Below are 24111 nucleotides of genomic sequence, written 5' to 3'. Positions count from 1 at the left end.
CGGTGGCTCATCCGGGCAGGACGATAGGCTCGCGGGGTGACCGAACCGACCGAGCAACCAGCTATGCGGGCCTCCAACGCCGACCGTGAGCGCGTCGCGCAGATCCTCCACAACGCACTGTCCGAGGGGCGGATCACGGTTCAGGAGCTGGAAGAACGGCTGGACGCGGTCTACGCCGCGAAGACGTTGGCGGAGTTAGACCCGCCCGTCGCCGATCTGCCCGCCGTTTCGGCCGGCGCGGTCGTTCCGAGCGCGACACGCGCGCCGGCCATCGATAGCCGCATCGGCGGCACCCCCGGGTCGGCCACCTCGATCGCGATCATGTCGAGCTCGAGCCGTAAGGGCAACTGGGTGGTGCCGGCCCAGCACAACAGCTTCTCGTTCTGGGGCAGTGTCGAAATCGATCTCCGCGATGCCCGGTTCGCCGAACGCGTGTCCACCATCACCGCGGTCTCGATCATGGGCAGCATCGAAATCACGGTGCCCGACGATGTCGTTGTGGAGGTCAGCGGCATCGGGTTCATGGGCGCGTTCGAAAGCAAGGACCACCGGGACGCGAGCCAGCCCCCGCCCGGCGCACCCGTGGTCCGGGTCAACGGCCTGGCCTTCTGGGGCGCGGTCGAGGTGACCCGCAAGCCGCGCCGGAAAGAGATCCGCGGGTAGATCCGACCGGAACTCGGTTCGGGACATCGGGCAAAGACGGGTGAGGAACCCGACGAGAGGAGCCCGATGAGAGGTCCCACATGACCATCCTCCCGACCCGGTCGGACCGCACGGCCGGTGAGTTGGACGATGCCGAGATCGTCGAACGGTCCTGGGGCGACCCGGACGCATTCGCGATCATCTTCGACCGATATGCGGACACGGTGCACCGCTTCCTGGCCCGCCGGGTCGGTACGCAACTCGCCGACGACCTGACCGGTCAGACCATGCTGGTCGCCTTCGACCAGCGGCGTCGTTTCGACCTCACCCAGCGCAACGCGTTGCCGTGGCTGTACGGCATCGCGTCGAACCTGCTCGGCCGGCACCGCCGCGCCGAAATCCGACAATATCGCGCACTGGCCAGGATCGGTCCGGACCAGACCGCGGAAGGACACGAGAACCTGGTTTCGGACCGGGTGAGCGCCGCAGCGCAGCCGCTCGGCAAGGCGCTCGCGCGGCTTTCCGCTGCCGAACGCGACATCGTGCTGCTCATCGCCTGGGAGCACCTCTCCTACGAGGAGGTCGCCCAGGCGCTGGACATTCCGCTCGGCACGGTCCGTTCCCGACTGCACCGCGCCCGCACCAAGTTGCGCCAACTGCTGCCCACGGAGGAAAACCACAATGGATGAGATGGACCTGCTGTCCCGGCTACGGCCCGAGGTCGACGACCCGGACCCGACCACGCTCGCCAGGCACCGGATCGCACTGCAGAAGCACGCGGACAACCCGAACCCGGCACGCGCACCCCGGCGGTGGCACCTGCCCCGGCTGACGATCACCGCCCCGATCCTGGCGGGAGTAATCGCGGTCGCACTGGTCGCCTGGCTGACCGGCACACCCGCGTCGTCCGGGCCGAACCAGGCGGCTCCCGCCCCGGCCGCGCCGTTGACCTCGGTCGCGGGCGTGCTCAACCTCGCGGCGGAAAAGGCGGAGAACGCTCCCTCCGGGCACGGGGATTACACCTACACCAGCACGAAGACGGTATACAACGACGCTGGCATTCGAGTCGTGCTCACGCAGACTTGGATCAAGGTGGATGGGACCGACGGTCTGGAGCGGGAAGACCGGGACGGCCGGATCGAGGAGTTCCGGATGGGATCCAACGACTCGCGGCCGGGCGGGCCGCCGTCGTTGTACAACCCGACCTACGACTATCTGACCACTCTGCCGACCGATCCGGAAAAACTGCGCGCCGAGGTATACGCGCAGGTGCAGCGAGACTACGACAAGATGGGGCCGGGCGCGGCGCGGCTCTACACGCTCGACCAGTGGGTGTTCCAGAGGATCACCGCGCTGTTGAAGAACGCCGTGCCACCCGCGTTGAAGGCCGCGTTGTACCGGGTCGCGGCCACGATTCCCGGGGACGAATACGTACCGGACGTCACCGACTCGGCGGGACGGCACGGGATTGGGGTGTCCCATCTGCTCAACAACGGAGGGGACAAGGGCGTCTTGATCTTCGACCCGAACACCTTCCAGCTCCTCGGAGCGGGCGGGTACGTCAGCGACGGGCGCACCCAGGCCGACGCGCTACTCGCCAGCGGCCTGGTCGACCGCATCGGACAGACCCCGTAAGCCCTTCCCGCCGGCGGGCCGCACCTCCAGGGAGGGTGCGGCCCGCCATCTTGTTCACAGCTGGTCATTCCCCTGCGGCACCTGGCCTAGACTCCCCGGTATGACCGCACTCGTCGCCGAACTCGCCGACGCGACCCGCGATGACGCGAGCCTGCGCCGGTTCCTGCACGGACTGCCCGGCGTCGATCAGGTCGGCTTGGAGGCCAGGGCCGCGGCGCTGGCCACCCGCAGCATCAAGAAGGCCGCGAAACTGTGGGCGATCGACACCGCGATCTCCATGGTCGACCTCACCACACTGGAGGGCGCGGACACCCAGGGCAAGGTGCGGTCGCTGGCCGCCAAGGCGAAACTCCCGGACCCCCAGCACCCCGACACGCCCCGGGTCGCCGCGGTGTGTATTTATCCCGATCTCGTCGAGACCGCGGTGGAAGCCTTGCAGGGAACCGGAATCGGGGTCGCGAGCGTGGCCACCGCGTTCCCGTCCGGCCGGTCCAGCCGGGCGGTCAAGCTCGCCGAAGTAGCGCTCGCCGTGGAGTCCGGCGCCGGCGAGGTCGACATGGTCATCGACCGGGGCGCGTTCCTCGAAGGGCGCTACGGGCAGGTCTTCGAGGAGATCCAGGCGGTCAAGGCCGCGTGTGAGTCGGCCCGGCCCGGCACACACCTGAAGGTCATCCTGGAAACCGGCGAACTGGCCACCTACGACAACGTCCGGCGCGCGTCCTGGCTGGCGCTGCTGGCCGGCGGCGACTTCATCAAGACGTCCACCGGGAAGGTCTCGCCCGCCGCGACACTGCCGGTCACGCACGTGATGCTGCAGGCGGTTCGCGACTGGTACACCGCCACCGGCCAGCTGCGCGGCGTCAAGCCGGCCGGTGGCATCCGGACGACCAAGGACGCGATCCGCTACCTGGTGGCGGTGCACGAGGTCGCGGGCGAGGAGTGGCTCACCCCGAAGCTGTTCCGCTTCGGCGCGTCCAGCCTGCTCAACGATCTGCTGATGCAGCGCCGTACCCAGCTCGACGGGCACTACAGCGGCCCGGACTACGTGCCGGAGTGAGGCGAGCAACATGATCCGACCACAACTTCGCATTAACAGAGTGGACTAGGCGATGGCTCTCTTCGACTACGCGCCCGCGCCGGAATCGCGAGACATCGCGAACCTCAGGCCGAGCTACCGGCCGTTCATCGACGGAGAGTTCGTCGACGGCGGCGGTGATCCGCTGAAAACCGTCAACCCCGCCACCGGCGAAGTACTCGCCGAAGTCGGTACGGTCGCACCGTCCGATTTGGACAACGCAGTGAAGGCGGCGCGGCGCGCCTTCGAGAAGACCTGGGGCCCCATGCCGGGCGCCGAGCGGGCGAAATACCTGTTCCGGATCGCCCGGCTGCTCCAGGAGCGCTCCCGGGAACTGGCCGTGCTGGAAACGCTCGACAACGGCAAGCCAATCAGGGAATCCCGCGACGCGGACCTTCGAGGAGTCGCCGCGCATTTCTTCTATCACGCGGGCTGGGCGGACAAGCTGGACTACGCCGGCTTCGGACCGGATCCGAAACCGATCGGCGTGGCGGGTCAGATCATCCCGTGGAACTTCCCGCTGCTCATGCTCGCCTGGAAGATCGCGCCCGCGCTGGCGACCGGCAACACCGTGGTGCTCAAGCCGGCGGAGACGACTCCGTTGACCGCGCTGGTGTTCGCCGAAATCTGCCAGCAGGCGGAGTTGCCGCATGGCGTGGTGAACATCCTGCCCGGCGCCGGCGACGTGGGCGCGCAGATCGTGCGGCATCCCGGCGTGGACAAGATCGCCTTCACCGGCTCCACCGAGGTGGGCAAGCTGATCCAGCGCCAGGTCGCCGGCACGTCGAAACGGCTCACGCTCGAACTCGGCGGAAAAGCGGCGAACATCGTCTTCGACGACGCCCCGCTGGACCAGGCGGTCGAAGGGGTCGTGAACGGGATCTTCTTCAACCAGGGGCACGTGTGCTGCGCGGGGTCGCGACTGCTCGTGCAGGAGTCCATTGTGGATGAGCTGATGGACAAGTTGCGCCGCCGCGTGGGCACGCTCCGGCTCGGCGACCCCCTGGACAAGAACACCGACATCGGCGCGATCAACTCCGCGGAGCAACTGGCCAAGATCCGCGAGCTGACCGAGTCCGGTGAGGCCGAGGGCGCGGTGCGCTGGACCAGCCCGTGCCCGATGCCCGAGCGCGGGTTCTTCTTCGCGCCCACGGTGTTCTCGGACGTGCAGCCATCGATGCGCATCGCCCGCGAGGAGATTTTCGGCCCGGTGCTGTCCGTGCTCACCTTCCGCACCCCGGACGAGGCCGTCGCCAAGGCGAACAACACGCCCTACGGCCTGTCGGCCGGGATCTGGACGGAGAAGGGTTCGCGCATCCTCGCCGTCGCCGGGAAGCTGCGGGCCGGGGTGGTGTGGGCGAACACCTTCAACCGCTTCGATCCGGCGGCCCCGTTCGGTGGTTATCAGGAGTCGGGATTCGGCCGCGAGGGCGGCCGCACGGGTCTGGAGGCGTACCTGAATGTCTGAGCGGGTGTCGGTCGCCAAGACCTACAAGCTGTTCATCGGCGGGAAGTTCCCGCGCTCGGAGTCGGGCCGGGTGTATCCCGTCCACGACGGCAAGGGACGTTTCCTGGCCAACGCCGCGCACGCCTCGCGCAAGGACGTCCGCGACGCGGTGTCGGCGGCGCGCAAGGCGTTCGGCGGCTGGTCCGGTGCCACGGCGTACAACCGTGGGCAGGTGCTGTACCGGGTCGCGGAGATGCTGGAGGGCCGCCGCGACCAGTTCGCCAGTGAAGTGGCCCTGGTGGAGGGCATCGCGGCCCGGCGGGCACAGTCCGTTGTGGACGCGGCGATCGACCGGTGGGTGTGGTACGCCGGGTGGACCGACAAGATCGCCAGCGTGCTGGGCGCGGCGAACCCGGTGGCCGGACCGTACTTCTCGTTCACCGTGCCGGAACCGACCGGCGTGGTCGGGGTCCTCGCGCCTGGGCGCTCGTCACTGCTCGGTTTGGTCAGCGTGCTCGCGCCGGTCCTGGCGACGGGTTGCACGGCCGTCGTGGTGAGCAGCGCGGAACGGCCGCTGCCCGCGATCACCTTGTCCGAGGTGCTGGCGACGTCGGATTTGCCCGGTGGTGTGGCCAACATCCTCACCGGACGGGCGTCCGAACTGGGTCCCTGGCTCGCGTCGCACGGCGACGTCAACGCGCTGGACCTGACCGGCGCGGACGTCGAGGCCCGCGCCGAACTCGCCCGCGAGGCCGCCGGAACCGTCAAACGGGTACTTCCGGTACCGGCCACGGAGCCGGACTGGACCGCCCGGCCGGACATTTCGCGGCTGCGTCGGTACTCCGAGGACAAGACCGTCTGGCATCCGATGGGCCTTTGACGACCGACGACCGGCGGCACGGTTTCGAACGATCCGCGCCGCCGGTCGGATCAGCGCCGGTCCAGCACGGCGCTCAAGAACCGTCGCGTGCGTTCTTCGCCAGGCTCATGGAAGATGACCGATGGGTGCCCGGCCTCCACCACGGCGCCGGAATCGAACATCAGCACCCGGTCGGAAATGTCCTCGGCGAAGGACATCTCGTGGGTGACCAGCAGCATCGTCATCGACTGCGAGTGCGCCAGTTCCCGGATCACGCCGAGCACCTCGCCGACCAGTTCCGGGTCCAGCGCGGAGGTGACCTCGTCGAACAGCATGACCTGCGGGCGCATCGCCAACGCCCGGGCGATCGCGACCCGCTGCTGCTGGCCGCCGGAGAGCTGGCCCGGCTTGTGGTCCAGGTGCTTGTCGAGCCCCACCATGCCCAGCAACTCGCGGGCGTGCTCTTCGGCCTCTCCCCGCTCCTGGCCGAGCACGTGCACCGGCGCTTCGGTCACATTGCCCAGCACGGTCATGTGCGGGAACAGGTTGAAGTGCTGAAAGACCATCCCGATCCGGCGCCGCACCAGCTTCATCCGCCGGACGTCGAAACCATCCTCGTGCCAAAGGGTTTCGCCGTCGACCTCGATACTGCCGGCATCCGGCTGTTCCAGGGTCATCAGCAGGCGCAGGATCGTCGTCTTGCCCGAGCCGCTCGGGCCGATGATCGACACCTTCTCACCGGCCGCCACGTCGAGATCCAGTCCGGACAGGACCTGGTGGCTGCCGTACGACTTGCGCACGCCGCGGAAGGAGATCGTGGGCACGGGGGTGTCAGCGGGGCTGGGCAAGGCGTAGCTCCAATCGTCGGATCAGCTTCGCCGCGGGATAACTCACGACCAGGAACAGGATTCCGACCAGCGTGTAGGGCTCCAGGTAGCGATAGTTGCCCGAGCCGATCGCGGTGGCGTGCCCGAGCAGTTCGAACACCGTGATGGCGGACAGGATGGCCGAGTCCTTGAACATCTGCATCAGATAGTTGCCCAGCGCGGGCACCACGGCCCGGACCGCCTGTGGCAGCACGACCGCCTGCCAGCGTCGCCGCAGTGGCAGGCTCAAGGCGGTCGCCGCCTCCCACTGTCCACGTGGGACACTCTCGATACCGGCCCGGTACACCTCGGCCGTGTAGGCGCTGTAGTTCACGCCGATCACGATGATCCCGGTGACCATCGCCGACAACGTGATGCCGTACAGCGGCAGCACGTAGAACGCGAAGTAGGCCTGCACGAGCAGGGGCGTGCCGCGCACGAACTCGACGTAGAACCACAACACCTGCCGCACCACCGGAATCCTGGCGTGCCGCAGGATCGCCACGACCAGTCCCAGCACCAGGGCGATCACGATACCGGCGAGCGTGATCCGCACGGTCACCCACAGCCCGTTGAGCAACTCGGGCAGGATTTGCACGGCGAAGTTCCAGTCCCAGATCATCCCTGCACCGCCCCGGCCAGTCCGGTGCGCTTGGGCGCGATCCGGTCCGGCGCCACCCGGCGCTCCAGCCAGCCACGCCCGAGCGACAGCAGGTAGGAGACGACGAAGTACATCACCAGAATCGTCCCGAACACCGCGGTCGTCGCGCCGGTACTGGACCGGACCATCTGTGCGCGGAACGTCAGGTCGGCGACGGTGACGAGTGAGACCAGCGAGGTGTTCTTCAGCAGGTCGATCAGCACGTTGCCGAAGGACGGCAGCATCACCGGGATCGCCTGCGGCAGCAGGATTCGGCGCATCTTGTGGGCCGAGCTCATGCTCAGCGCCGCGGCCGCCTCGTGCTGGCCTCTGGGCAGCGAGTTGATCGACCCGCGCACGATCTCCGCGGCGTAGGCGCCTTCGTTGAGGCCCAGTGCCAGGACACCGGCGGCGAACGGGGTGAGCTGGATACCGAAGAACGGCAAGGCGAAGAAGAGCCAGAACAACTGCACCAGCATCGAGGTGCCGCGGAACACCTCGACGAACGCCCCGGCAGGCCAGCGCAGCAGCCGCCGCGGCGACATCCGCGCCAGCCCGGCGGTGAAGGCCACCACCAGGGCCAACGCCATGCCACACGCGGTCAGCGCCAGTGTGATCAGCAGGCCGTTGAGCAGGAGCGGCACGTACGGGCCTATTTGGGACATGGTGGCACCCCCTCAGCGTTGGCCCTCGTCATCGCGGCCGCCCAATCTCGCGTCGTTCGCATGAGCGTTCCCTCCGCCGACCCGGTCAGCCGCTGTTGGCGCAGAGCTGGTCGCGGGTGACGCCGCGTACGTCGTCTGCGGAAAAGCCCCATCTGTGCAGGATGTCCGCGTACTCGGGGGTTTGCTTGAACCCGGCGAGTTCCCGGTCATAGGCCTGCTGGAAATCGGTGTCGCCCTTGCGGAAACCCGCGCCGGCACCGGTGGGCTGAACGTCCTTGATCGCGCCGGTGATGTCGATACCGGGGGTCTTGAGGGCGTTGAGAGACAATGTCGGCAGGAAGAACGCGTCCGCGCGGTCCGCCTGGATCGCCTCCATGCCGCTGCGCCCGTCGGGCACGCTCACGAACTGGGCGGCGGGCACGTTCTGGCTCTTGAGGACGCCGTCCTCGAAACCGCCGGGCAACACGGCGACGCGCATGGCCGGATTCGCCTTGATGTCGCCGATGCTGGTGAGGTTGCGCGGGTTCCCGGCGGGAACGGCGAACGATTCGGTCGACACGATGTCCGGTTCGGAGTAAAGGATCTCCGCGCAGCGCGACTGCTTCATGAACAGCCCCGCGGCGATGGTGTCCCAGCGGTTGGCGTTCAGACCGGGAATCATCGATTCGTACGGGGTCACCACACCCTGGACGCTCTCGATGCCCATGCGCTTGAGCACCGCGGACACGACGTCGGGCTCGACCCCGGTGATCGACCCGTCCGCGTTCACCTTGGTGTAGGGCGGCTCGTTGGCGATCGCGACCCGCGCGTAGCCCTGCTTCTTGATCTGGTCGAGCGTGGAGTTCGGCTGCCCGGTGCCTGGTTGGGTGAAGCTGCAACCCGCCATGAAGCCGGTCAGTGGCGCGGCCACGACCGCGGCCCCGGCGCCGCGGAGCAGGTCTCGTCTGGAAATTCCGGTACGCGGCATGGGGAACTGTCCTCCTCGACAATCGCCATCCGAACGGACCACCATGATCGCGATCAAGCTATGCGCGCGCTCGTAAGATTGTCAATGAAAAGATTGTTGACAATGTTTGGCCGCGAACGCCGGCTTTCTCTCCGAAACGCCGCGCAAGCGTCCGTCGCGCTGCCTTGTACGGGCACCGCCCCCGCGCCCCCACCGGGGGTAAGCCCCCCAGATCCCCTCAGCGGATACGCAGGTCTTCACCCGTGATGGGCCGGCCGGGCAACGGGCTCTGCGAGGTCGCGCGGAGACCGTCGATCATCACCGCGAGCGCGCGGTCCAGCACCAGATCCGACAGGTCCTCGAGGGGGAGGTCCATCAGCAACAGCGAGCACAGGACGGCCACGTCACCGGCGCCGACGTCGCGGCGCATCGACCCCTCCGCCTGCGCGCCGCGGACCAGTTCGTCCAGGATGAGCATGATCTCCGCCCGGAACTCCTGGGTCGTCTCGTCATCGCGCAGAATCGCCCGGGCCAGCGGAGACAGCACGGCCAGCTGCACGCTCAGCTTCAGCCCGCGCGACCGCTGGAGCAGCCGCACGATCGCCGCCCACGCGGTCGGCTCTTCGGCGGCGGCCGCCCGTGCCTCGGTGACGACCTCCTCGAAGTTCCGGCGGCTCACCGCGAGGATCAACGACTCGCGATCGGGGAAGCGCCGGTAGAGCGTGCCCACGCCGACCCCGGCCCGCCGCGCGATCACCTCCATCGGCACGTCCGGGCCCTGGTCCAGGAACACCTGCTTCGCGGCGGCGATGATCTGGTCACGATTACGCCGCGCATCCGCCCGCAGCGGTGTGTCCGGATCAGCCACCATTCGCGAATTGTCGCATCTGAGGACGGTTGGACGGGGGTCCGCCAAGTCTGTACCGTGGAAACCAAGAAGTGGAAGGTATCCATCCGCATACGCCCAGTAGATTTGGGGTGGAATCATGACCGCTACACCGGCTCCCGAGCTTGCAATCATCCGGACCTGCCCGCACGCTCCGCACGACGAGCACGTCCGGATGCGGGCCGAGGACCCCATCTCCCGCGTCACCCTGCCTGACGGCCGCGAGGCCTGGGCGGTTTCCCGGCACGAGGACATCCGTGCCGTTCTGGCAGACCCCCGGTTCAGCCCCAACCGCGGCCACCCCAACTTCCCTTCCCTGATCAAGGATCGACAGCCCCTGCAGAACGTCAACTTCACGAGCCTGCTGTCGATGGACCCGCCGGAGCACGGCCCCGCCCGGCGCGCGGTGGTCGGCGAGTTCACCGTCAAACGGATGAACGCCCTGCGCCCCCGTATCCAGCAGATCGTGGACGAGCACATCGACGCCATGCTGGCCGGCCCGCGCCCCGCGGACCTCGTGCAGAGCCTGTCTCTGCCGGTGCCGTCACTGGTGATCTGCGAACTGCTCGGCGTCCCCTACGCCGACCACGACTTCTTCCAACGCCACACCGCGATGCTGCTCAAGCGCGAAATCCCCGCAGAACAGCGCACCCAGACACTCACCGAGCTGAGGTCCTACCTGGCTCAGTTGGTCACCGCCAAGGAAGCGGAACTGCCCGACGACCTGCTCGGCCGCCAGATCCGCCGGCATCGCGAAGCCGGGACCTACGAGCGCGGGGCCATGGTGGGCATGGCGTTCCTGCTGCTGGTCGCCGGGCACGAGACCACCGCGAACATGATCTCGCTCGGCACCATCGGCCTGCTCCAGCACCCCGAGGACCTGGCGGCGATCAAGGCGGATCCGGCCAAGACCCTCGGCGCCGTCGAGGAGTTGCTCCGCTACTACTCGATCGTCGACATCGGCGCCAACCGAGTGGCCCTGGAGGACGTGGAACTCGCCGGGGTACTCATCAAGGCCGGCGAAGGTGTGGTCGTGCTGGGCAACATGGGCAACCACGACCCCGAGGTCTTCAGCGACCCGATGGCGCTGGACATCGACCGCGGGGCGCGTCACCACGTCGCGTTCGGCTTCGGTGCCCACCAGTGTCTCGGCCAGAACCTGGCCAGGATGGAGCTTCAGATCGTCTTTGACACGCTGTTCGCCCGCATCCCCGGCCTCAAGCTCGCCGTGCCCGCGGATGAACTACCGTACAAGGATGATGCCGCCATCTATGGCGTGTATCAGCTTCCGGTGACCTGGTAAGGAGCCTGTTGGTGATTGGGTGGGACTGCTGGCCGAAGCACGTCGCACACGCGCCTTCCGAAGGTAACCGTAGGCCAACAGACAATTAGGAGGATCGGCATGCGCATCGTCGCGGACACGAACGTCTGTGTCGGAGCCGGCCAGTGTGTGCTCACCGACCCGAAGGTCTTCGACCAGAGCGAGGACGACGGCACGGTCATCGTTCTGAACGAGCACCCTGACGACCTGGAAAAGGCGCGCGTGGCGGTGAACATCTGCCCCAGCGGCGCCCTGTCCCTGGTCGAGGAGTAGCGACCTGAGGGCGGAGCGCCCACTGGAGCAGGGTTACTTCACCGCGCCCATGGACAGGCCACGGACGAGGTGATGCTGCGCGATCCAGCCGACGATCATCACCGGCAGCGAGGCGAGTAGCGCCGCGGCCGCCAGTTGCGCCCAATACAGGCCCTCGCTGGTGATGAAGCCGACCAGGAACACCGGCACCGTGCCGGCCCGGGCCGCGGTCAGGTTGACCGCGTAGAAGAACTCGGTCCAGGAGAAGATCACGCAGATCAGCGCGGTGGCCGCGATCCCGGGCGCGACCACCGGCAGGATCACGCGCACCAGCAGCGTCGGCAGTTTGGCGCCGTCGACCCGTCCGGCTTCGATCATCTCGCCGGGCACTTCGAGGAAGAACGAGCGCATCATCCAGATCGCCAGCGGCAGGTTCATCGCGGTGTAGAGGATGACCAGCGCCCACACGTTGTCCAGCAGCGCTGTCTTCTGCGAAATCACGTACAACGGGATGATCGCCGCGACGATCGGCAACATCTTGGTGGACAAGAAGAACCCCAGCGCGTTGCTCGTCCGCGGCACCGGCGCGAGCGAGAGCGCGTACGCCGCGGGCACCGCCAGCGCCAGCACGATCAGCGTGGACAGCACCGTGACGAACCCGGAGTTCGCCAGGTAGGGCAGGAAACCGCGCTCGATGACACCGGCGAACTCCGACAGCGTCGGGCTGAACGCCACGCGCGGTGGATCGGTGTAGGCGTCTGCCTCCTGTTTGAAGGAGGTCAGCACCATCCACAGCACCGGGAACACGAACAGGATCGCGATCACCCAGGTCGCCACGGTCAGCGAGGCTCCGCCGACATTCCTACGCAACGTCGTCATGCTGATTCCTCCGCGAGTTCGCGCGCGACAAGGGATGTCATGCCAGTCTTCACCTCCGGCCGCTCACGTCGAACGCCCGGAACATCAGGCGCAGCGCGAACGTCGCCACGATCAGGGTCAGGATCACCACGACCACGCCCATCGCGGAGGACTGTCCAATGTCGAAGCCCTGGAAGGCGCGCTGGTAGATGTAGTACGGCAGGTTGGTGCTCGCGGTGCCCGGGCCACCCTGGGTCATCAGGAACACCGCGTCGAACGAGTTCACGATGTAGATGGCGCCGAGCAGAGCCGCCAACTGCAGGTACCGGGACAGGTGCGGCAACGTGATCGCGGTGAAGATCCGCCACCGGCCCGCACCGTCCACTTGGGCCGCTTCCAACACGTCCTTCGGCTGGCTCTGCAGGCCGGCGAGCAGCAGCAACATCATGAACGGCGTCCACTGCCACACGACCTGTGCCATCACCGAGGCCAGCGGGAACTCCGAAAGCCAGTCGGTGCTGCCGCCGAACACGAAGTTCAGCAACCCGTAGGTCGGGTCGAACATGGTGGTCTTCCAGAGCAGCGCGCCGGCCGCGGGCAGAATCAGGAACGGGGTGATGAGCAAGGTCCGCACGAATCCGCGGCCGAGGAACTTCCGGTCCAGCAGCACCGCCAGGCCCAGCCCGAGCAGGACGGCCACCAGCACGCAGACCACCGTCATCAGCACCGTGTTGAGCATCGCTGTGCGGAACTGGCTGTCGGCGAAAACATCGGCGTAGTTACGCAACCCCACGAAATGCAACGAGCCGGGGCGTACCAGGTTCCAGGATTGGAACGAGTAGAACACCGTGAGCAGGAACGGAATCTGGGTCACGACGATGGTGAACACCAACGCGGGCAGCAGCGGAGCGCGCCGGGCCCAGGCGCTCGTGGAGACTCTTGGGGAAGCCTTCTCCGCGGCTCGTGGACGGCCGGGGAGGGTGGGTGCGACCGCGGTCATTTCGTTGTCTCCTGGGACGAAGGTATTCAAAAGTCCGTGTTCGTGCTTCGGCGACTGGAAGACGCGCCGCCGAAGGCCTCGCGAACGCGGCTGCGGGCCGCCGGACTGCGGGGCCGAGTGTGCGTTGCCAGGTCACGGTCCGTAGACGCGTTCGTCGATCGCGCGTCTTAAGCACCACGGTAGGAATCGCCAACGGTCTGGGCATATTGCTGGGACTGCCGCAGGGCCTCGTCGACCGAGATCTGGCCGGCGATCGCGGCCGAGAGCTCCTGGCTGACCCGGGTGCCGAGGTCCTGGAACTCGGGGATGCCGACGAACTGGATGCCCGAGTACGGCACGGGCCGGGTTCGCACGTCGCTTTCCCGCGCCGCGTCGATGCCCTCCAGGGTCGGCTGCGCGTAGGCCGCCGCTGCCTGCTGGTATTCCGGAATTCGGTACGTGGAAAGGCGGCAACCCGGTGGCACCGCGTTCCAGCCGTCGGCCTCGGCCACGGTCCGGACGAACTCCTTGTTCGTCATCCAGTCCAGGAACTTCCACGCGTCCTGCTTGTCCCGGGCGGACTTCGGAATCGCCAGCGACCACGTGTAGAGCCAGCCGCTGGCCTTGGTCTGCACCACCGGCGCGGCCACGTAGCCGGACTTGCCGGCGACCGTGCTGCTGGACGGGTTTTCGTTGGTACCCGCCATGACGGTCGCGTCGTACCACATCGCCGCCTGGCCTTGCCCGTAACGCGTGCCGCACTCGGAGAACCCGGCGCTGGAGGCACCGACCTCGCCGTGCTGGCGGATGAGGTCCACATAGAACTGTGCGGCGGCGCGGAACTCGGGCGAGGTGAGCTGGGCGTTCCAGTTCTCGTCGAACCAGCGGGCGCCGAAGGTGTTGGCCACCGTGTCGAACGGAGCGAGGTTCTCGCCCCAGCCGGGCTTGCCGCGCAGGCAGATCCCGGCGACGCCGGCCGCCTTGTCGTCGAGCTTGGCGGCGAAGTCGGCGATCTGCTGCCAGGTGGGGTGCGCGGGCATGGTCAGCCCGGCCCGGTCGAAGAGATCCTTTCGGTAGGCCAGGAACGACGACTCACCGTAGAACGGGACCGCGTACATCGAGCCCTGATAGGAAAGCGAATCACGAATGCTGGGAATGAAATCCGCTTCGTCGTACCCGGGTGTGGCGGCGAGGTAGGGCTGAAGGTTTTCCAGCCACCCGTTGGCCGCCCATTGCGGGGTCTCGTAGTTACTGATCATCACCGCGTCGAACTCGCCGCCCTGCGTCGCGACGGACGCGGTGATCTTGGCGCGGGCCTCGTTCTCGGGCAGGGACACGAACTTCAGCTTCACGCCCGGGTTTGCCTGCTCGAACTGGCCGGACAGCGCTTGGGCGTCGTTCATCTGCGGGTTCGACACGATGGCGATCACCAGCGTTTTCCCGCCGGAACCGAGCGCACCAGCGCCTGCGCAACCGGTGAGGGCGAGCAAGGTGGAGAAGGCCAGCACGGCCGTGCGCCGGAAACGCTGCCTACGCATGCGGAAGCACCTGCACCTTCAATCCGGTGCCGGCGCGCATCAGGGCTAGCGCCTCGCCGAACCGCTCCAGCGGGCGGGTGTCCGTGAGCAGCGGTTTGGTGTCGATCGCGCCGCCTGCGACCAGGTCCAATGCCGCGCCGTAGGAGTTCAGCACGGCCATCGAGCCGATCACGGTGATCTCGTCGTTGTAGATGCGGAACGGGGACAGCGCCACCCGCGCCTGTTCGGGGGCGACGCCGAACACGAGCAGCCGGCCGCCGCGGTGCAGGGCGTCGAAGGCGGCCTCTATCGCGGGTACCGCTCCGGTGCAGTCGGCCGCGGCGTCGAATCTTTCACCGTCCAATTCGGACACGTCGGTCGCGACGGCGTGCGCGCCGAGGTCCTTGGCGCGCGGAAGTCTGGCCGCGTTGCGGTCGACCACGGTCACCGCGGCGCCGGAGCGTTGCAGCAGTTGCTGCATGATCAGCCCCATCGTGCCCGCGCCCATGACCAGGAATTGCTCCCCGGCTTCGACACCGACCCGCCGGATGCCGTGCACCGCACAGGAAACCGGCTCCACCAGCGCGCCCTGGCGCCAGCTCAGGCTGTCGGGCAGGCGGTAGCAGTTGGCGGCGGGAACGGCGACGTACTCGGCGAACGCTCCGTCCACAGTGTCCCCGACGGCGCCCCAGTTCTCGCACAGGTTCGCGCGGCCCGCGCGGCAAAACGCGCAGTAGCCGCACAGCAGTGAGGGATCCACGGCCACCCGGTCGCCAGGCCGCCAGCCGCCCGGCACGTTCGGCCCCACCTCGACGATCTCTCCGGCGAACTCGTGGCCGGGGACGATCGGGTAGGGCGTGGGCGGGAAGTGCCCATCCGCGATGTGCACGTCCGTGCCGCAGATTCCGCAGGCGCCGACCCGGACCACGACCTGGCGAGGCCCTCCAACGGGATCGGGGCGCTGCCCGACGCTGATCGAACCCGGTTGCTCAACAATCGCGGCTCGCATGTCACCTCATCTCTTGGCTGCTCATATGAGCGCCAATACGACTGCGTGTATGGTGCATGTCCAAGCATTGAAGGACTTTCCCTCGTCGTCCGTCAACATTTGGCCGCTATAGTGCTCACATGAGCGGTAAATCGCTGAGCGACACCATGACCGCCGCCCTGATCGCGCACCGGTTCTATGCGCTCGGGGAATCCAAGATCGAGATCGCGGAGCGCTTCGGGATCAGCCGGTTCAAGGTGGCCCGGCTACTGGAAGCGGCCCGTAGCAGCGGTCTTGTCCGAGTCGAGTTCGACCTGCCGGTGCCGGTGGACGTCGAACTGTCGGACCAGGTGCGTTCGGCGTACCGGTTGGATCGGGTGTTCGTGCTCGATCGAGCGGCCAGCACCGGCCCGCGGTCGCGCGTGCGTCGGAACATCGGTGCCCTCGCCGCCCGGCTGGTCTCGGAGATCGTCACCGAGGACGACGTGCTCGGGCTCGCCTGGGCACGCTCGGTCAACGCCATGGCCGAATCCGTGCAACGGATCGCGCGGTGCCCGGTCGTGCAACTGTGCGGAGTGCAGGCCGGCATGGACATGCGGGACCGCTCCGTGGAAACCGTGCGGCACGTCGCCGCGGTCTCCGGCGGGGACGCGTACCCCATCTACGGGCCGCTCGTCCTGCCGGACGCGCGCACCACCGAGATCCTGCGCCGCCAACCCGGTATCGCCGAGACCTTCGGCCAGTTCGGCAAGCTCACCAGGGCCGTGGTGAGCATCGGGGCGTGGCGGCCCGGAGAGTCCACTGTGTACGATGCGCTTCCCCCGGCGGAAAGCGAGGCGATCGCGGCCCGCGGGGCGAAGGCGGAGGTCTCCGCACGGCTGTTCGACTCCGAAGGCAAGCCGATGTCCACCGGCCTCGCGCATCACGTGCTGGCCATCAGCACGCCAGAGCTGTTCCGCGTGCCCGAGGTGATCGCCCTCGGCTACACCGCACCGAAGGCGGAGGCGATCGACGCCGTCCTGCGCTCCGGTCTGGTCTCCACCCTCATCACCGACACCGCCGCGGCCGAGCCCCTCCTGCAGATAGCGCAGCGAAGCTCCTGATCAGAGCAGCACCGGCAACGAGTCGACGCCATAGACGATGGAGGTCTTGCATCGGGCTGCGAACCGCACAGGAACAGCGAATATTGGATGATCGGGCACGGAAGGAGACTGACGCCATGGCTGCGCTCGCTGTCGACGAAACTCGTCTTAGCCAAATCTGCGCCCGGTACGGCATCGCTACCCTGCGCGTGTTCGGGTCAGTCGCCCGCGGGGATGACACATCTTCCAGCGACATCGACATACTGTACGAGTTGCAACCAGGTACAAAGCTGGGCTGGAAGATTGAGGATCTCAACCGAGAGCTCACAGACCTCTTCGGACGTCCGGTAGACCTGGTCTCGAAGAAGTCTCTCCATCCATTGCTGCGCGACACCGCAATCAATGAGTCAAGGCGACTTTATGCAGCGTGACCGGTTGTACGTCGCCGAGATGATCGAGGCCGCCGAACGGGCACAGGAACTTACGGCTGGTATCGACCTTGACGCACTCGAACACGACCGGCAGCGCACGGATGCGTTGCTGTGGAACTTCACGGTCTCGGCGAAGCGGCGGCCCGAGTTTCAACAGAGCTGAAGGCCGTCATCCCGAAGTTCCCTGGCGCCGCCCAGCCGACTTACGCAACCGCATCGTCCACAGTTACTGGTCGATCGATCTCGAGATTCTCCATACCACGGCTACCGAACAGCTAGGGCCTCTCATCATGGCCCTCCACGCGGTGCTCGACGAGCTAACCTAGGTCCCAGTCCGCCGACCTGCCAAGGCATCTGCGTCTGCGCACGTACTTCGCGTGACGCAGTGCGTCGCGTAGCGGCCCCTGGACCTACGGGCGCGGCGACCGGAGTCACTACGACAGCAGCACCGGCAAAGAGTCGACGCCATAGACGATGGAGGTCTTGCGGTACGGAATCTCCGCGGGGGCGACGGCCAGGCGCATCTCGGGGAAGCGCCGGACGAGCGCCGGGTACGCGGCGCGCAGTTCCATCCGCCCGAGCTCGGCGCCGACGCAACGGTGCGCGCCCCAGCCGAACGCCAGGTGCGCCTTGGACCCGCGCGCCGGGTCGAAACTTTCCGGGTCCTCGCCCATCGCCCGGTCCCGGTTCGCACCGCTCAGCGACACGAACACGATGTCGCCCGCCTCGATCTGCGCGCCGCCGACCTCGACGTTTTCGCGGGCGAACCGCGGGAAGGCAGCCTGCACCACGGTGAGATACCGCAGCAGTTCCTCAACGAACGAGTCGATGGCGTCATCTCGTTCACGGATCAGCTCAAAGTGCTCGCGGTTGCTCAGCAACACGATCGCGCCGAGCGCCAGCATGCTCGCCGTCGTCTCGAACCCGCCGGTCAGCACGCCGTCCGCGAGGCCGGCCAGTTCCCGGTCGTCGATCTCGTCGCCGTGCTCCTTGATGAGCATGCCGAGCAGCCCGTCCCCCGGTGAATCGCGCTGCTTCCCGACGACCTGGAGCAGGTAGGCAAGCGACTCCGACATCGCGCCGAAGGACGCGCTAACCCCACCGAACAGGTCGAACCGCGCCATGCTCAGGCGCTGGAAATCGTCGCGATCTTCGTAGGAGACGCCGAGGAGCTCACAGATCACCAGCGACGGGATCGGCAGCGCGAAGTCGCTCATCAGGTCGGCCTGCCCGCCGCCGGCGGCCATCGCGTCCAGCCGCTCCTCCACCACGTCGTGGATGCGCGGGGTGAGCCGGGACAGCCGGCGCATGGTGAATTCCGGCGCGAGCAGCTTCCGCAACCGGGTGTGGTCCGGCGGGTCGGCGAAGCCGAGCCCCCCGGGATTCTGGTCGGCGGACATCGCCGCCGTGCCCATCAGATTCGTGTAGTCGTTGCTGAACTTGCCGGTGGCGACGAGCACCTCCTTGGCCTCGTCGTACCCGGTGACCAGCCAGGCCCGCAGCCCGAACGGCAGCTTCAGCGGGCTGACCGGCTCCGTCTCCCGCCGCTCGCCCAGCTCGGGAACGGGGTCCAGGCCGTTGCGCCGCAGCGGCATCAACGTGGAATCGGGCAGCAGCGAAAGCAGATCAACGCCCTTCTTCTGCTTCCTCTCCAGGTATTTGCGCCCAACCCAGGAAACAACGCGCGTGCGGAGATCTCCCATACCCGGATATTACAGGGGCGAGGTTGAGACTCAGTCGAGCAACACTGCGCGCTCCACCACAGTCCAGGCGCTGGTCACCAGCAGATACAGCCCGGCCGCGAGTGGAACCACCGCCGCCGCGAGCACCGTGCCATAAGGCAGCAGGCGCAGCAGCGCCGGGCCCGGCGCCTGTCGCGCTTGCCAACGTGACGAAAACCACGCGACGACCGCAAGCAGGACGAACAGCCCGACGAACACCAGCACGTGCGGTCCGGACGCCAGCGCCGCGAAGTGCCCGCCGAGCGGCGCACCGAACAGGGTCCCGGCCAGCAACATGTTCGGGTGACCGGCGATCGTGGTCGCGTAGAACAATCGGTACATCATGATGAAGAACGGAATCTGTGCAAGCGCGGGCAGACAGCCGGTGAACAACGAGACGCCGGCTTCCCGCTGCAGCCCGGTGACTTCCCGCTGCAGCCGCTGCGGATCATGTCGATAGCGGTCCCGCAACTGTTGCACGCGCGGCATCAGCTCGGCACGCGCCTTACCGCCGAGGGTGGCGGCCCTGCTCAACGGCAGGAGAAGCAGGCGAACACCCAAGGTGAAAACCACGATCGCGAGCGCGACACCGGTCATCGAGGCAAGCCAGGTCACGAGGTGATAGGCGACGGAAACGGGCAGGTCAAGAAAAGTGAACACGGCAATACTCCAGAGGAGGAAAGGAGATGGGGGACGCGAAATTCCGTCAGTGACCGGGTGCCCGTGGGCGGCTGCGACCGGGCGCGTCGGGATCGCGGAGTGGGAGGAAGGCCGTGCGGCGAGAGCGTTCGCGAAGGACGAGGGCCAAGATTCGGACCGGCGATGTGGGTGGCTCGATCCGGGCGGCAACGATCACGACCAGCCCGGCGGCCAGCACCGACGCCATCACCAGCATCCCGGCCGGATTCGCGATCAGCTCGCCGGGCACCATGCCCAGCGCCAGAACGATCGCCCACAACCCGACCGGCACGCCCCCACTGTACCGGCTGTACCGGCGTTTCCCCCTTCCCCAACCCGGAACTCAGACCCCCAAACCGGGGACACACGTGCCTGGGGCGGGGACACGCCGGGTTCGGGCGTGTCCCCGGTTTAGGAAGGTGAGTTCCCGGTTCAGGCGGGCGAATTCCCGGTTGAGGCGGGTGACTTCCCGGTTAGGGCGGGCGAGTTCCCGGTTCAGGAGGGCGAGCTCCGGGTTCAGGAGGGCGAGCTCCGGATTCAGGAGGGCAAGTTGCGGGTTCGCGGCGTCAGGTCCCGGACGACACTCGGCAACAGCGCACTAGCCAGCCGCAGGGGACTCGCGTTTCGAAGCAAACATTCATTGCTCCACTACAGCTGGTCGACCGCGGTGATCCGCAGGACGGCGGCCCCGGCTTCGTCGGATGCGGCGAGGTCGACCTCGGCACTGATGCCCCAGTCGTGGTGTCCGGCGGGATCGTCGAAGATCTGGCGGACCCGCCACACCTGGAGCTCCTGCTCGATCATCAGCAGCTTGGGGCCGCGCGCGTCCGGGCCGATGCCGAGGTCGTTGTGCTCCTCGAAGTACTCCTCCAGCGCGGCCTCCCACTCCACCGCGTCCCAGCCCGAGGCACCGTCGAGCGCGCCGAGCTCCTCGTACGCCCGCCGCGCAGCCAGCTCCACGCGCCGGAACAGCTCGTTGCGCACCATGACGCGGAACGCTCGCACGTTCTGGGTGATCGGCGCGACCCGCCCCTCGGGCCTCCTCGGCCGGGCCTCGCCGAGGTGCTCCTCCGGATGCCGCAGGGCCTCCCACTCGTCCAGCAGGCTGGAGTCCACCTGTCGCACCAGCTCCCCGAGCCAGGCGATCAGGTCCTGCAGCGGCTCGGTCTTGGCCTCGTCCGGCACCGTGTGGCGCAGCGCGTCGTAGCAGTCGGCGAGGTAGCGCAGCACGAGCCCCTCGGAACGGGCCAGCGAATAGAAATTGATGTACTCCACGAAATTCATCGCGCGCTCGTACATGTCGCGCACCACGGATTTCGGGGACAGCTGATAGTCCTCCACCCACGGATGCCCGCGCCGGTAGGTCGAATACGCGGCGTTCAGCAGCTCTTCGAGCGGCTTGGGGTAGGTGATCTCGTCAAGCAGCGCCATGCGCTCGTCGTATTCGATCCCCTCGGCCTTCATCGCGGCGACCGCCTCACCCCGGGCCTTGAACTGCTGCTGGGAAAGCACCGGGCGCGGGTCGTCCACAATGGATTCGATAATGGAGACCACATCCAGCGGGTAGCTCACCGACTCGGGGTCGAGCAGTTCGATCGCGGCCAGCGCGAGCGGCGACAGCGGCTGGTTCAGCGCGAAGTCGAACTGCAGGTCCACGGTCAGCCGGACGATCCGGCCCTCCTCGTCCGGCTCGTCCAGTTGTTCGACCACGCCCGCCGCGAGCAACGCGCGGTAGATCGCGATCGCGCGACGAATGTGCCTGCGCTGTGCCGGCCGGTCCTCGTGGTTGTCCTCCAGCAGGTGTCGCATGTGGTCGAACGCGCTACCAGGCCGGGAAATCACGTTCAGCAGCATCGAATGGCTGACCTGGAAGCTGGATGTCAGCGGCTCCGGCGGCGACGAGACGAGCCGCTCGAAAGTGCTCTCCGTCCAGTTGACGAAGCCCTCCGGTGCCTTCTTCCGGACGATCTTGCGCTTCTTCTTCGGGTCGTCGCCCGCCTTTTCCAGCGCCTTGGCGTTCTCCACGACGTGGTCGGGCGCCTGCACCACGACGTAGCCGTCGGTGTCGTAACCGGCGCGGCCGGCCCGGCCGGCGATCTGGTGGAACTCGCGCGCCTTCAAATGGCGCTGGCGCACCCCGTCGTACTTGGTGAGGGCGGAGAACACGACCGTCCGGATCGGCACGTTGATACCGACACCGAGAGTGTCGGTCCCGCAGATCACCTTCAGCAGCCCGGCCTGCGCGAGTTGCTCGACCAGCCGGCGGTACTTCGGCAGCATCCCGGCGTGATGCACGGCGATCCCGTGCCGCACCAACCGGGACAGCGTCTTGCCGAACCCGGCGGCGAACCGGAAGTCGCCGATGAGGTCGGCGATCGCCTCCTTCTCCGCCCGGGTGGCGACGTTGATGCTCATCAGCGCCTGGGCCCGCTCCACCGCGGCCGCCTGCGAGAAGTGCACCACGTACACCGGCGCCTGCCCGCCGCTCAGCAGCTCGGACATGGTCTCGTGCAGCGGGGTCAGCGCGTACCGGTAGGTCAGCGGGACCGGACGCTGCGCCGAGGTGATCACCGCGGTGGGCCGGCCGGTGCGGCGGGTCAGATCCTTTTCGAACAGGGAGACATCACCCAGGGTCGCCGACATGAGCACGAACTGGGCCTGCGGCAGTTCCAGCAGCGGCACCTGCCAGGCCCAGCCGCGGTCGGGCTCGGAGTAAAAGTGGAACTCGTCGGACACCACCTGGCCCACCGGCGCCCGATCACCGAAACGCAACGCGATGTTCGCCAGGATTTCCGCCGTGCAGCAGATGATCTCCGCGTCGGGATTGACGTTGGAATCGCCGGTCATCATGCCGACGTGATCCGCGCCGAAGATGTCGACCAGCGCGAAGAACTTCTCCGAAACCAATGCCTTGATCGGCGCGGTGTAGAAGGTGCGGACGCCGCGAGCCATTGCGGCGAAGTGCGCGGCCACGGCGACCAGGCTCTTCCCCGAGCCGGTCGGGGTGGACACGATGACGTTGGCCCCGGAGACGACCTCTATCAGCGCCTCCTCCTGCGCCGGGTACAACTCGATACCGCGCTCGGCCGTCCACTGCGAGAATGCCTCGTAGAGGTTGTCCGGGTCGGGATTCGCTGGTAAAAGGTCTGTGAGTGCCATTATGTGTCCATCGTGCCAGTCATGTTGTGCAAAACGCACGCATGGGTACGGGCATGCAGGCCGTGACAACCGCCACCGGCGGCCCCGGGCCGTCCACGGCGGCCTGAACGGCACGGGGGCCGTCGCGGGCGCGGCGGTAAAGCCGTACGCTTCGCACACACAGGTGTAATCCGGAGGGCTGGAATGGCACAGGACATCGTCCCGATCGAACTCGGGCTGCCACAGGGGGACCTGGTGACCCTCTGGGCCCCGCGCTGGCGGGAGGACGGCGAGGAGTGGGAGGCATTCCTCGGCGACGACGAGGACCTCTACGCCTTCCCCGACGCCGCGCATCTGGCCGCGTTCATCCGTACCGCGGACCAGCACGACCTCATCGACCATCCGGCCTGGCACGTGGTGCCCGCGCTGAACGTGCCGGAGCTGATTCCCGACGACGACCACTCCTACGACCTGGTCGGCGTGCCGGAGCTGGTGGCCGAGGACCCGGACACCTGGACGATCAGCGAGCTGGCGGAGATCGTCAGCATCGTGCGCTCGCTGGCCGACGTGTGCGAGCTCGACGAGGTGCACGAGGTGCTCGACGCCACGGAGGCGTTCTCCCTGCTCGACCAGGGTGGCCGGCTGTTCACCGGCCGTGAGGGCGAGCGGCTGTGGGCCGAGTTGTCCGAGGCGGTCTCGGACAAGTGGGACACCGTGCTCGACGCCATCGACGCGCTGGTCGAGGTGCCCGACGTGAACGCCGCCGTGCTGGAGGAAACCGCCGAGGAGCTGGCCGCCTTCCTGGAGGAGTCCGCGGAGGCGGAGGCCGGGGTCGAAGCCCGGGAGGACGACCTCGACGAGGACCTGGACACCTCGGACGCGGAGACCGACGACGCCGAGGAGGACGAGGAGGAAGGGCCGACCGGGTTCTGGGCCGAGGTCGGCATCGACCCGATCAAGATCACCACCTCGGACCAGGACTACTACACGCTGCGGTGCTACCTCGACGACGAGCCGGTCTTCCTCGGCGGCGAAGGCCGGATCGACGTGTTCACCTCGCCGAGGACGCTGGCCCGCAAGCTCGCCGATGCCACCGAGTTCCAGGGCACCGACCTGGCCGAGGTGTCCACCTGGCCCGAGGTGCTGACCAAGGCCACCGCGGGCGAGCTCGAGATCGATGTGGACGCCGACAACACCTACGTCCTGGCCGGTTTGGCCGAGGACCTGGGCGAGGGTGTCGAGGCGATCGACCCGACCCAGCTGGAACTGGCCGTGGAGCTGCTCACCGACGCGGCCGACTGGGCGGACGACGACACCGTGTCCGCGGCACTGTCCTCTTCGGAAAGCCTGGGCTGGCTGGTGTCCTACGTGCTGCGGCCGGACCCGAACCGGCTCGCACCGAGCGCTCCCTTCGACACCGAGCAGAGCGAGTGGCGCAAGCTGGTCGAGACCTTCGAAAACCGTCTCCGCGTCCGCGGCAAGTAG

26 protein-coding genes are annotated in these 24111 nt (G+C 67.5%); 13 read left to right on the top strand and 13 right to left on the bottom strand.

Going from position 1 to position 24111, the window contains the following annotated elements:
• Positions 1-63 precede the first annotated feature (63 nt).
• The 6 genes from A3CU_RS0131910 (at position 64) to A3CU_RS0131885 (ending at position 5679) form a co-directional block, all read left to right on the top strand.
• Positions 64-663, top strand: a complete 600-nt coding sequence (locus tag A3CU_RS0131910) for a DUF1707 SHOCT-like domain-containing protein (protein WP_027945676.1) — start codon at positions 64-66, stop codon at positions 661-663.
• Positions 664-743: 80 nt separating this feature from the next.
• Positions 744-1331, top strand: a complete 588-nt coding sequence (locus A3CU_RS0131905; protein ID WP_027945675.1) for an RNA polymerase sigma factor — start codon at positions 744-746, stop codon at positions 1329-1331.
• Positions 1324-2277 (top strand): CU044_5270 family protein, encoded by a 954-nt coding sequence (locus tag A3CU_RS50220; RefSeq protein ID WP_052372514.1) that lies wholly within the window; start codon positions 1324-1326, stop codon positions 2275-2277. Before A3CU_RS0131905 ends, A3CU_RS50220 begins: the two co-directional genes overlap by 8 nt.
• 100 nt (positions 2278-2377) lie before the next feature.
• Positions 2378-3334 carry a deoxyribose-phosphate aldolase gene (gene deoC, locus A3CU_RS0131895; protein WP_027945674.1) on the top strand — a complete coding sequence of 319 codons (957 nt, stop codon included), beginning with the start codon at positions 2378-2380 and terminating at the stop codon, positions 3332-3334.
• Positions 3335-3386: 52 nt separating this feature from the next.
• A complete protein-coding gene (locus A3CU_RS0131890) occupies positions 3387-4820 on the top strand; it encodes an aldehyde dehydrogenase family protein (protein ID WP_027945673.1) in 1434 nt (477 codons plus the stop codon).
• Positions 4813-5679: an aldehyde dehydrogenase family protein gene (locus tag A3CU_RS0131885; protein WP_027945672.1), complete on the top strand. Its 867-nt coding sequence runs from the start codon at positions 4813-4815 to the stop codon at positions 5677-5679. Before A3CU_RS0131890 ends, A3CU_RS0131885 begins: the two co-directional genes overlap by 8 nt.
• 50 nt (positions 5680-5729) lie before the next feature.
• Here the strand turns inward: A3CU_RS0131885 and ehuA are convergent, their stop codons facing one another.
• The 5 genes from ehuA to A3CU_RS0131860 form a co-directional block, all read right to left on the bottom strand.
• On the bottom strand, positions 5730-6506 hold the full coding sequence (gene ehuA / locus A3CU_RS0131880; RefSeq protein WP_027945671.1) for an ectoine/hydroxyectoine ABC transporter ATP-binding protein EhuA: 777 nt from the start codon (positions 6504-6506) through the stop codon (positions 5730-5732).
• Complete coding sequence (gene ehuD, locus A3CU_RS0131875) at positions 6490-7146, bottom strand: ectoine/hydroxyectoine ABC transporter permease subunit EhuD (protein WP_027945670.1); 657 nt, start codon at positions 7144-7146, stop codon at positions 6490-6492. Before ehuD ends, ehuA begins: the two co-directional genes overlap by 17 nt.
• The gene (gene ehuC / locus A3CU_RS0131870) at positions 7143-7829 is read right to left on the bottom strand and encodes an ectoine/hydroxyectoine ABC transporter permease subunit EhuC (RefSeq protein ID WP_027945669.1); all 687 of its coding nucleotides are present in this window, start codon (positions 7827-7829) and stop codon (positions 7143-7145) included. Before ehuC ends, ehuD begins: the two co-directional genes overlap by 4 nt.
• Before the next feature lie 85 nt (positions 7830-7914).
• Positions 7915-8796, bottom strand: coding sequence for an ectoine/hydroxyectoine ABC transporter substrate-binding protein EhuB (gene ehuB / locus A3CU_RS0131865; protein ID WP_027945668.1), 882 nt, complete (start codon positions 8794-8796; stop codon positions 7915-7917).
• A gap of 217 nt (positions 8797-9013) precedes the next feature.
• The gene (locus A3CU_RS0131860; RefSeq protein ID WP_027945667.1) at positions 9014-9646 is read right to left on the bottom strand and encodes a TetR/AcrR family transcriptional regulator; all 633 of its coding nucleotides are present in this window, start codon (positions 9644-9646) and stop codon (positions 9014-9016) included.
• Between the two features lie 115 nt (positions 9647-9761).
• On the opposite strand from A3CU_RS0131860, the gene A3CU_RS0131855 reads away from it, so the two are divergent.
• Together A3CU_RS0131855 and A3CU_RS0131850 are read left to right on the top strand one after the other, a co-directional pair.
• Positions 9762-10964: a cytochrome P450 gene (locus A3CU_RS0131855; RefSeq protein WP_027945666.1), complete on the top strand. Its 1203-nt coding sequence runs from the start codon at positions 9762-9764 to the stop codon at positions 10962-10964.
• Between the two features lie 99 nt (positions 10965-11063).
• Positions 11064-11255 (top strand): ferredoxin, encoded by a 192-nt coding sequence (locus A3CU_RS0131850; RefSeq protein ID WP_027945665.1) that lies wholly within the window; start codon positions 11064-11066, stop codon positions 11253-11255.
• Positions 11256-11288: 33 nt separating this feature from the next.
• On the opposite strand, the gene A3CU_RS0131845 is transcribed toward A3CU_RS0131850, so the two are convergent.
• The 4 genes from A3CU_RS0131845 to A3CU_RS0131830 all read right to left on the bottom strand — a co-directional run bounded on the left by A3CU_RS0131845 (position 11289) and on the right by A3CU_RS0131830 (position 15597).
• On the bottom strand, positions 11289-12113 hold the full coding sequence (locus tag A3CU_RS0131845) for a carbohydrate ABC transporter permease (protein WP_027945664.1): 825 nt from the start codon (positions 12111-12113) through the stop codon (positions 11289-11291).
• 49 nt (positions 12114-12162) lie between these two features.
• Positions 12163-13092, bottom strand: coding sequence for a carbohydrate ABC transporter permease (locus tag A3CU_RS0131840; protein WP_027945663.1), 930 nt, complete (start codon positions 13090-13092; stop codon positions 12163-12165).
• Between the two features lie 167 nt (positions 13093-13259).
• Complete coding sequence (locus A3CU_RS0131835) at positions 13260-14609, bottom strand: ABC transporter substrate-binding protein (RefSeq protein WP_027945662.1); 1350 nt, start codon at positions 14607-14609, stop codon at positions 13260-13262.
• Entirely contained in the window at positions 14602-15597 is a 996-nt protein-coding gene (locus A3CU_RS0131830; protein WP_027945661.1) for a zinc-dependent alcohol dehydrogenase family protein, read from the bottom strand. The genes A3CU_RS0131835 and A3CU_RS0131830 overlap by 8 nt, the downstream gene beginning before the upstream one ends.
• Before the next feature lie 119 nt (positions 15598-15716).
• On the opposite strand from A3CU_RS0131830, the gene A3CU_RS0131825 reads away from it, so the two are divergent.
• From A3CU_RS0131825 to A3CU_RS55860, 4 genes are all read left to right on the top strand, one after another.
• Positions 15717-16679, top strand: coding sequence for a sugar-binding transcriptional regulator (locus tag A3CU_RS0131825; RefSeq protein ID WP_245617446.1), 963 nt, complete (start codon positions 15717-15719; stop codon positions 16677-16679).
• 116 nt (positions 16680-16795) lie between these two features.
• Positions 16796-17089, top strand: coding sequence for a nucleotidyltransferase family protein (locus A3CU_RS0131820; RefSeq protein ID WP_027945659.1), 294 nt, complete (start codon positions 16796-16798; stop codon positions 17087-17089).
• A complete protein-coding gene (locus tag A3CU_RS54830) occupies positions 17079-17252 on the top strand; it encodes a hypothetical protein (protein WP_245617445.1) in 174 nt (57 codons plus the stop codon). Before A3CU_RS0131820 ends, A3CU_RS54830 begins: the two co-directional genes overlap by 11 nt.
• Positions 17191-17415, top strand: a complete 225-nt coding sequence (locus tag A3CU_RS55860) for a HepT-like ribonuclease domain-containing protein (RefSeq protein ID WP_425388294.1) — start codon at positions 17191-17193, stop codon at positions 17413-17415. The genes A3CU_RS54830 and A3CU_RS55860 overlap by 62 nt, the downstream gene beginning before the upstream one ends.
• A gap of 108 nt (positions 17416-17523) precedes the next feature.
• Here A3CU_RS55860 and A3CU_RS0131810 read toward each other — a convergent pair whose 3' ends face one another.
• From A3CU_RS0131810 to A3CU_RS0131795, 4 genes are all read right to left on the bottom strand, one after another.
• A complete protein-coding gene (locus A3CU_RS0131810) occupies positions 17524-18792 on the bottom strand; it encodes a cytochrome P450 (RefSeq protein ID WP_027945658.1) in 1269 nt (422 codons plus the stop codon).
• 30 nt (positions 18793-18822) lie between these two features.
• Positions 18823-19470, bottom strand: coding sequence for a YidC/Oxa1 family membrane protein insertase (locus A3CU_RS0131805; RefSeq protein WP_027945657.1), 648 nt, complete (start codon positions 19468-19470; stop codon positions 18823-18825).
• Positions 19471-19516: 46 nt separating this feature from the next.
• Positions 19517-19780: a DUF6412 domain-containing protein gene (locus tag A3CU_RS0131800; protein WP_027945656.1), complete on the bottom strand. Its 264-nt coding sequence runs from the start codon at positions 19778-19780 to the stop codon at positions 19517-19519.
• A 356-nt stretch (positions 19781-20136) separates the two neighbouring features.
• Complete coding sequence (locus A3CU_RS0131795; protein ID WP_027945655.1) at positions 20137-22647, bottom strand: DEAD/DEAH box helicase; 2511 nt, start codon at positions 22645-22647, stop codon at positions 20137-20139.
• A gap of 183 nt (positions 22648-22830) precedes the next feature.
• On the opposite strand from A3CU_RS0131795, the gene A3CU_RS0131790 reads away from it, so the two are divergent.
• On the top strand, positions 22831-24111 hold the full coding sequence (locus tag A3CU_RS0131790; RefSeq protein WP_027945654.1) for a hypothetical protein: 1281 nt from the start codon (positions 22831-22833) through the stop codon (positions 24109-24111).

The sequence above is a fragment of the Amycolatopsis taiwanensis DSM 45107 genome, from assembly GCF_000519205.1.
Lineage (GTDB): Bacteria > Actinomycetota > Actinomycetes > Mycobacteriales > Pseudonocardiaceae > Amycolatopsis_E > Amycolatopsis_E taiwanensis.
The sequence above is the reverse complement of the archived record's forward strand: the minus strand, read 5'-3'. Positions and strand labels throughout refer to the sequence as shown.

Coding starts and splice junctions, on each gene's coding strand:
- A3CU_RS0131840 (WP_027945663.1), bottom strand. CDS start 13,092: ATGACCGCGGTCGCACCCACCCTCCCCGGCCGTCCACGAGCCGCGGAG.
- A3CU_RS0131830 (WP_027945661.1), bottom strand. CDS start 15,597: ATGCGAGCCGCGATTGTTGAGCAACCGGGTTCGATCAGCGTCGGGCAG.
- A3CU_RS50220 (WP_052372514.1), top strand. CDS start 1,324: ATGGATGAGATGGACCTGCTGTCCCGGCTACGGCCCGAGGTCGACGAC.
- A3CU_RS55860 (WP_425388294.1), top strand. CDS start 17,191: ATGCGTTGCTGTGGAACTTCACGGTCTCGGCGAAGCGGCGGCCCGAGT.
- A3CU_RS0131810 (WP_027945658.1), bottom strand. CDS start 18,792: ATGGGAGATCTCCGCACGCGCGTTGTTTCCTGGGTTGGGCGCAAATAC.
- A3CU_RS54830 (WP_245617445.1), top strand. CDS start 17,079: ATGCAGCGTGACCGGTTGTACGTCGCCGAGATGATCGAGGCCGCCGAA.
- A3CU_RS0131820 (WP_027945659.1), top strand. CDS start 16,796: ATGGCTGCGCTCGCTGTCGACGAAACTCGTCTTAGCCAAATCTGCGCC.
- A3CU_RS0131885 (WP_027945672.1), top strand. CDS start 4,813: ATGTCTGAGCGGGTGTCGGTCGCCAAGACCTACAAGCTGTTCATCGGC.
- A3CU_RS0131905 (WP_027945675.1), top strand. CDS start 744: ATGACCATCCTCCCGACCCGGTCGGACCGCACGGCCGGTGAGTTGGAC.
- A3CU_RS0131910 (WP_027945676.1), top strand. CDS start 64: ATGCGGGCCTCCAACGCCGACCGTGAGCGCGTCGCGCAGATCCTCCAC.
- A3CU_RS0131795 (WP_027945655.1), bottom strand. CDS start 22,647: ATGGCACTCACAGACCTTTTACCAGCGAATCCCGACCCGGACAACCTC.
- A3CU_RS0131835 (WP_027945662.1), bottom strand. CDS start 14,609: ATGCGTAGGCAGCGTTTCCGGCGCACGGCCGTGCTGGCCTTCTCCACC.
- A3CU_RS0131890 (WP_027945673.1), top strand. CDS start 3,387: ATGGCTCTCTTCGACTACGCGCCCGCGCCGGAATCGCGAGACATCGCG.
- A3CU_RS0131850 (WP_027945665.1), top strand. CDS start 11,064: ATGCGCATCGTCGCGGACACGAACGTCTGTGTCGGAGCCGGCCAGTGT.
- A3CU_RS0131825 (WP_245617446.1), top strand. CDS start 15,717: ATGAGCGGTAAATCGCTGAGCGACACCATGACCGCCGCCCTGATCGCG.
- A3CU_RS0131790 (WP_027945654.1), top strand. CDS start 22,831: ATGGCACAGGACATCGTCCCGATCGAACTCGGGCTGCCACAGGGGGAC.
- A3CU_RS0131855 (WP_027945666.1), top strand. CDS start 9,762: ATGACCGCTACACCGGCTCCCGAGCTTGCAATCATCCGGACCTGCCCG.
- ehuB (WP_027945668.1), bottom strand. CDS start 8,796: ATGCCGCGTACCGGAATTTCCAGACGAGACCTGCTCCGCGGCGCCGGG.
- A3CU_RS0131845 (WP_027945664.1), bottom strand. CDS start 12,113: ATGACGACGTTGCGTAGGAATGTCGGCGGAGCCTCGCTGACCGTGGCG.
- A3CU_RS0131860 (WP_027945667.1), bottom strand. CDS start 9,646: ATGGTGGCTGATCCGGACACACCGCTGCGGGCGGATGCGCGGCGTAAT.
- deoC (WP_027945674.1), top strand. CDS start 2,378: ATGACCGCACTCGTCGCCGAACTCGCCGACGCGACCCGCGATGACGCG.
- ehuC (WP_027945669.1), bottom strand. CDS start 7,829: ATGTCCCAAATAGGCCCGTACGTGCCGCTCCTGCTCAACGGCCTGCTG.
- ehuD (WP_027945670.1), bottom strand. CDS start 7,146: ATGATCTGGGACTGGAACTTCGCCGTGCAAATCCTGCCCGAGTTGCTC.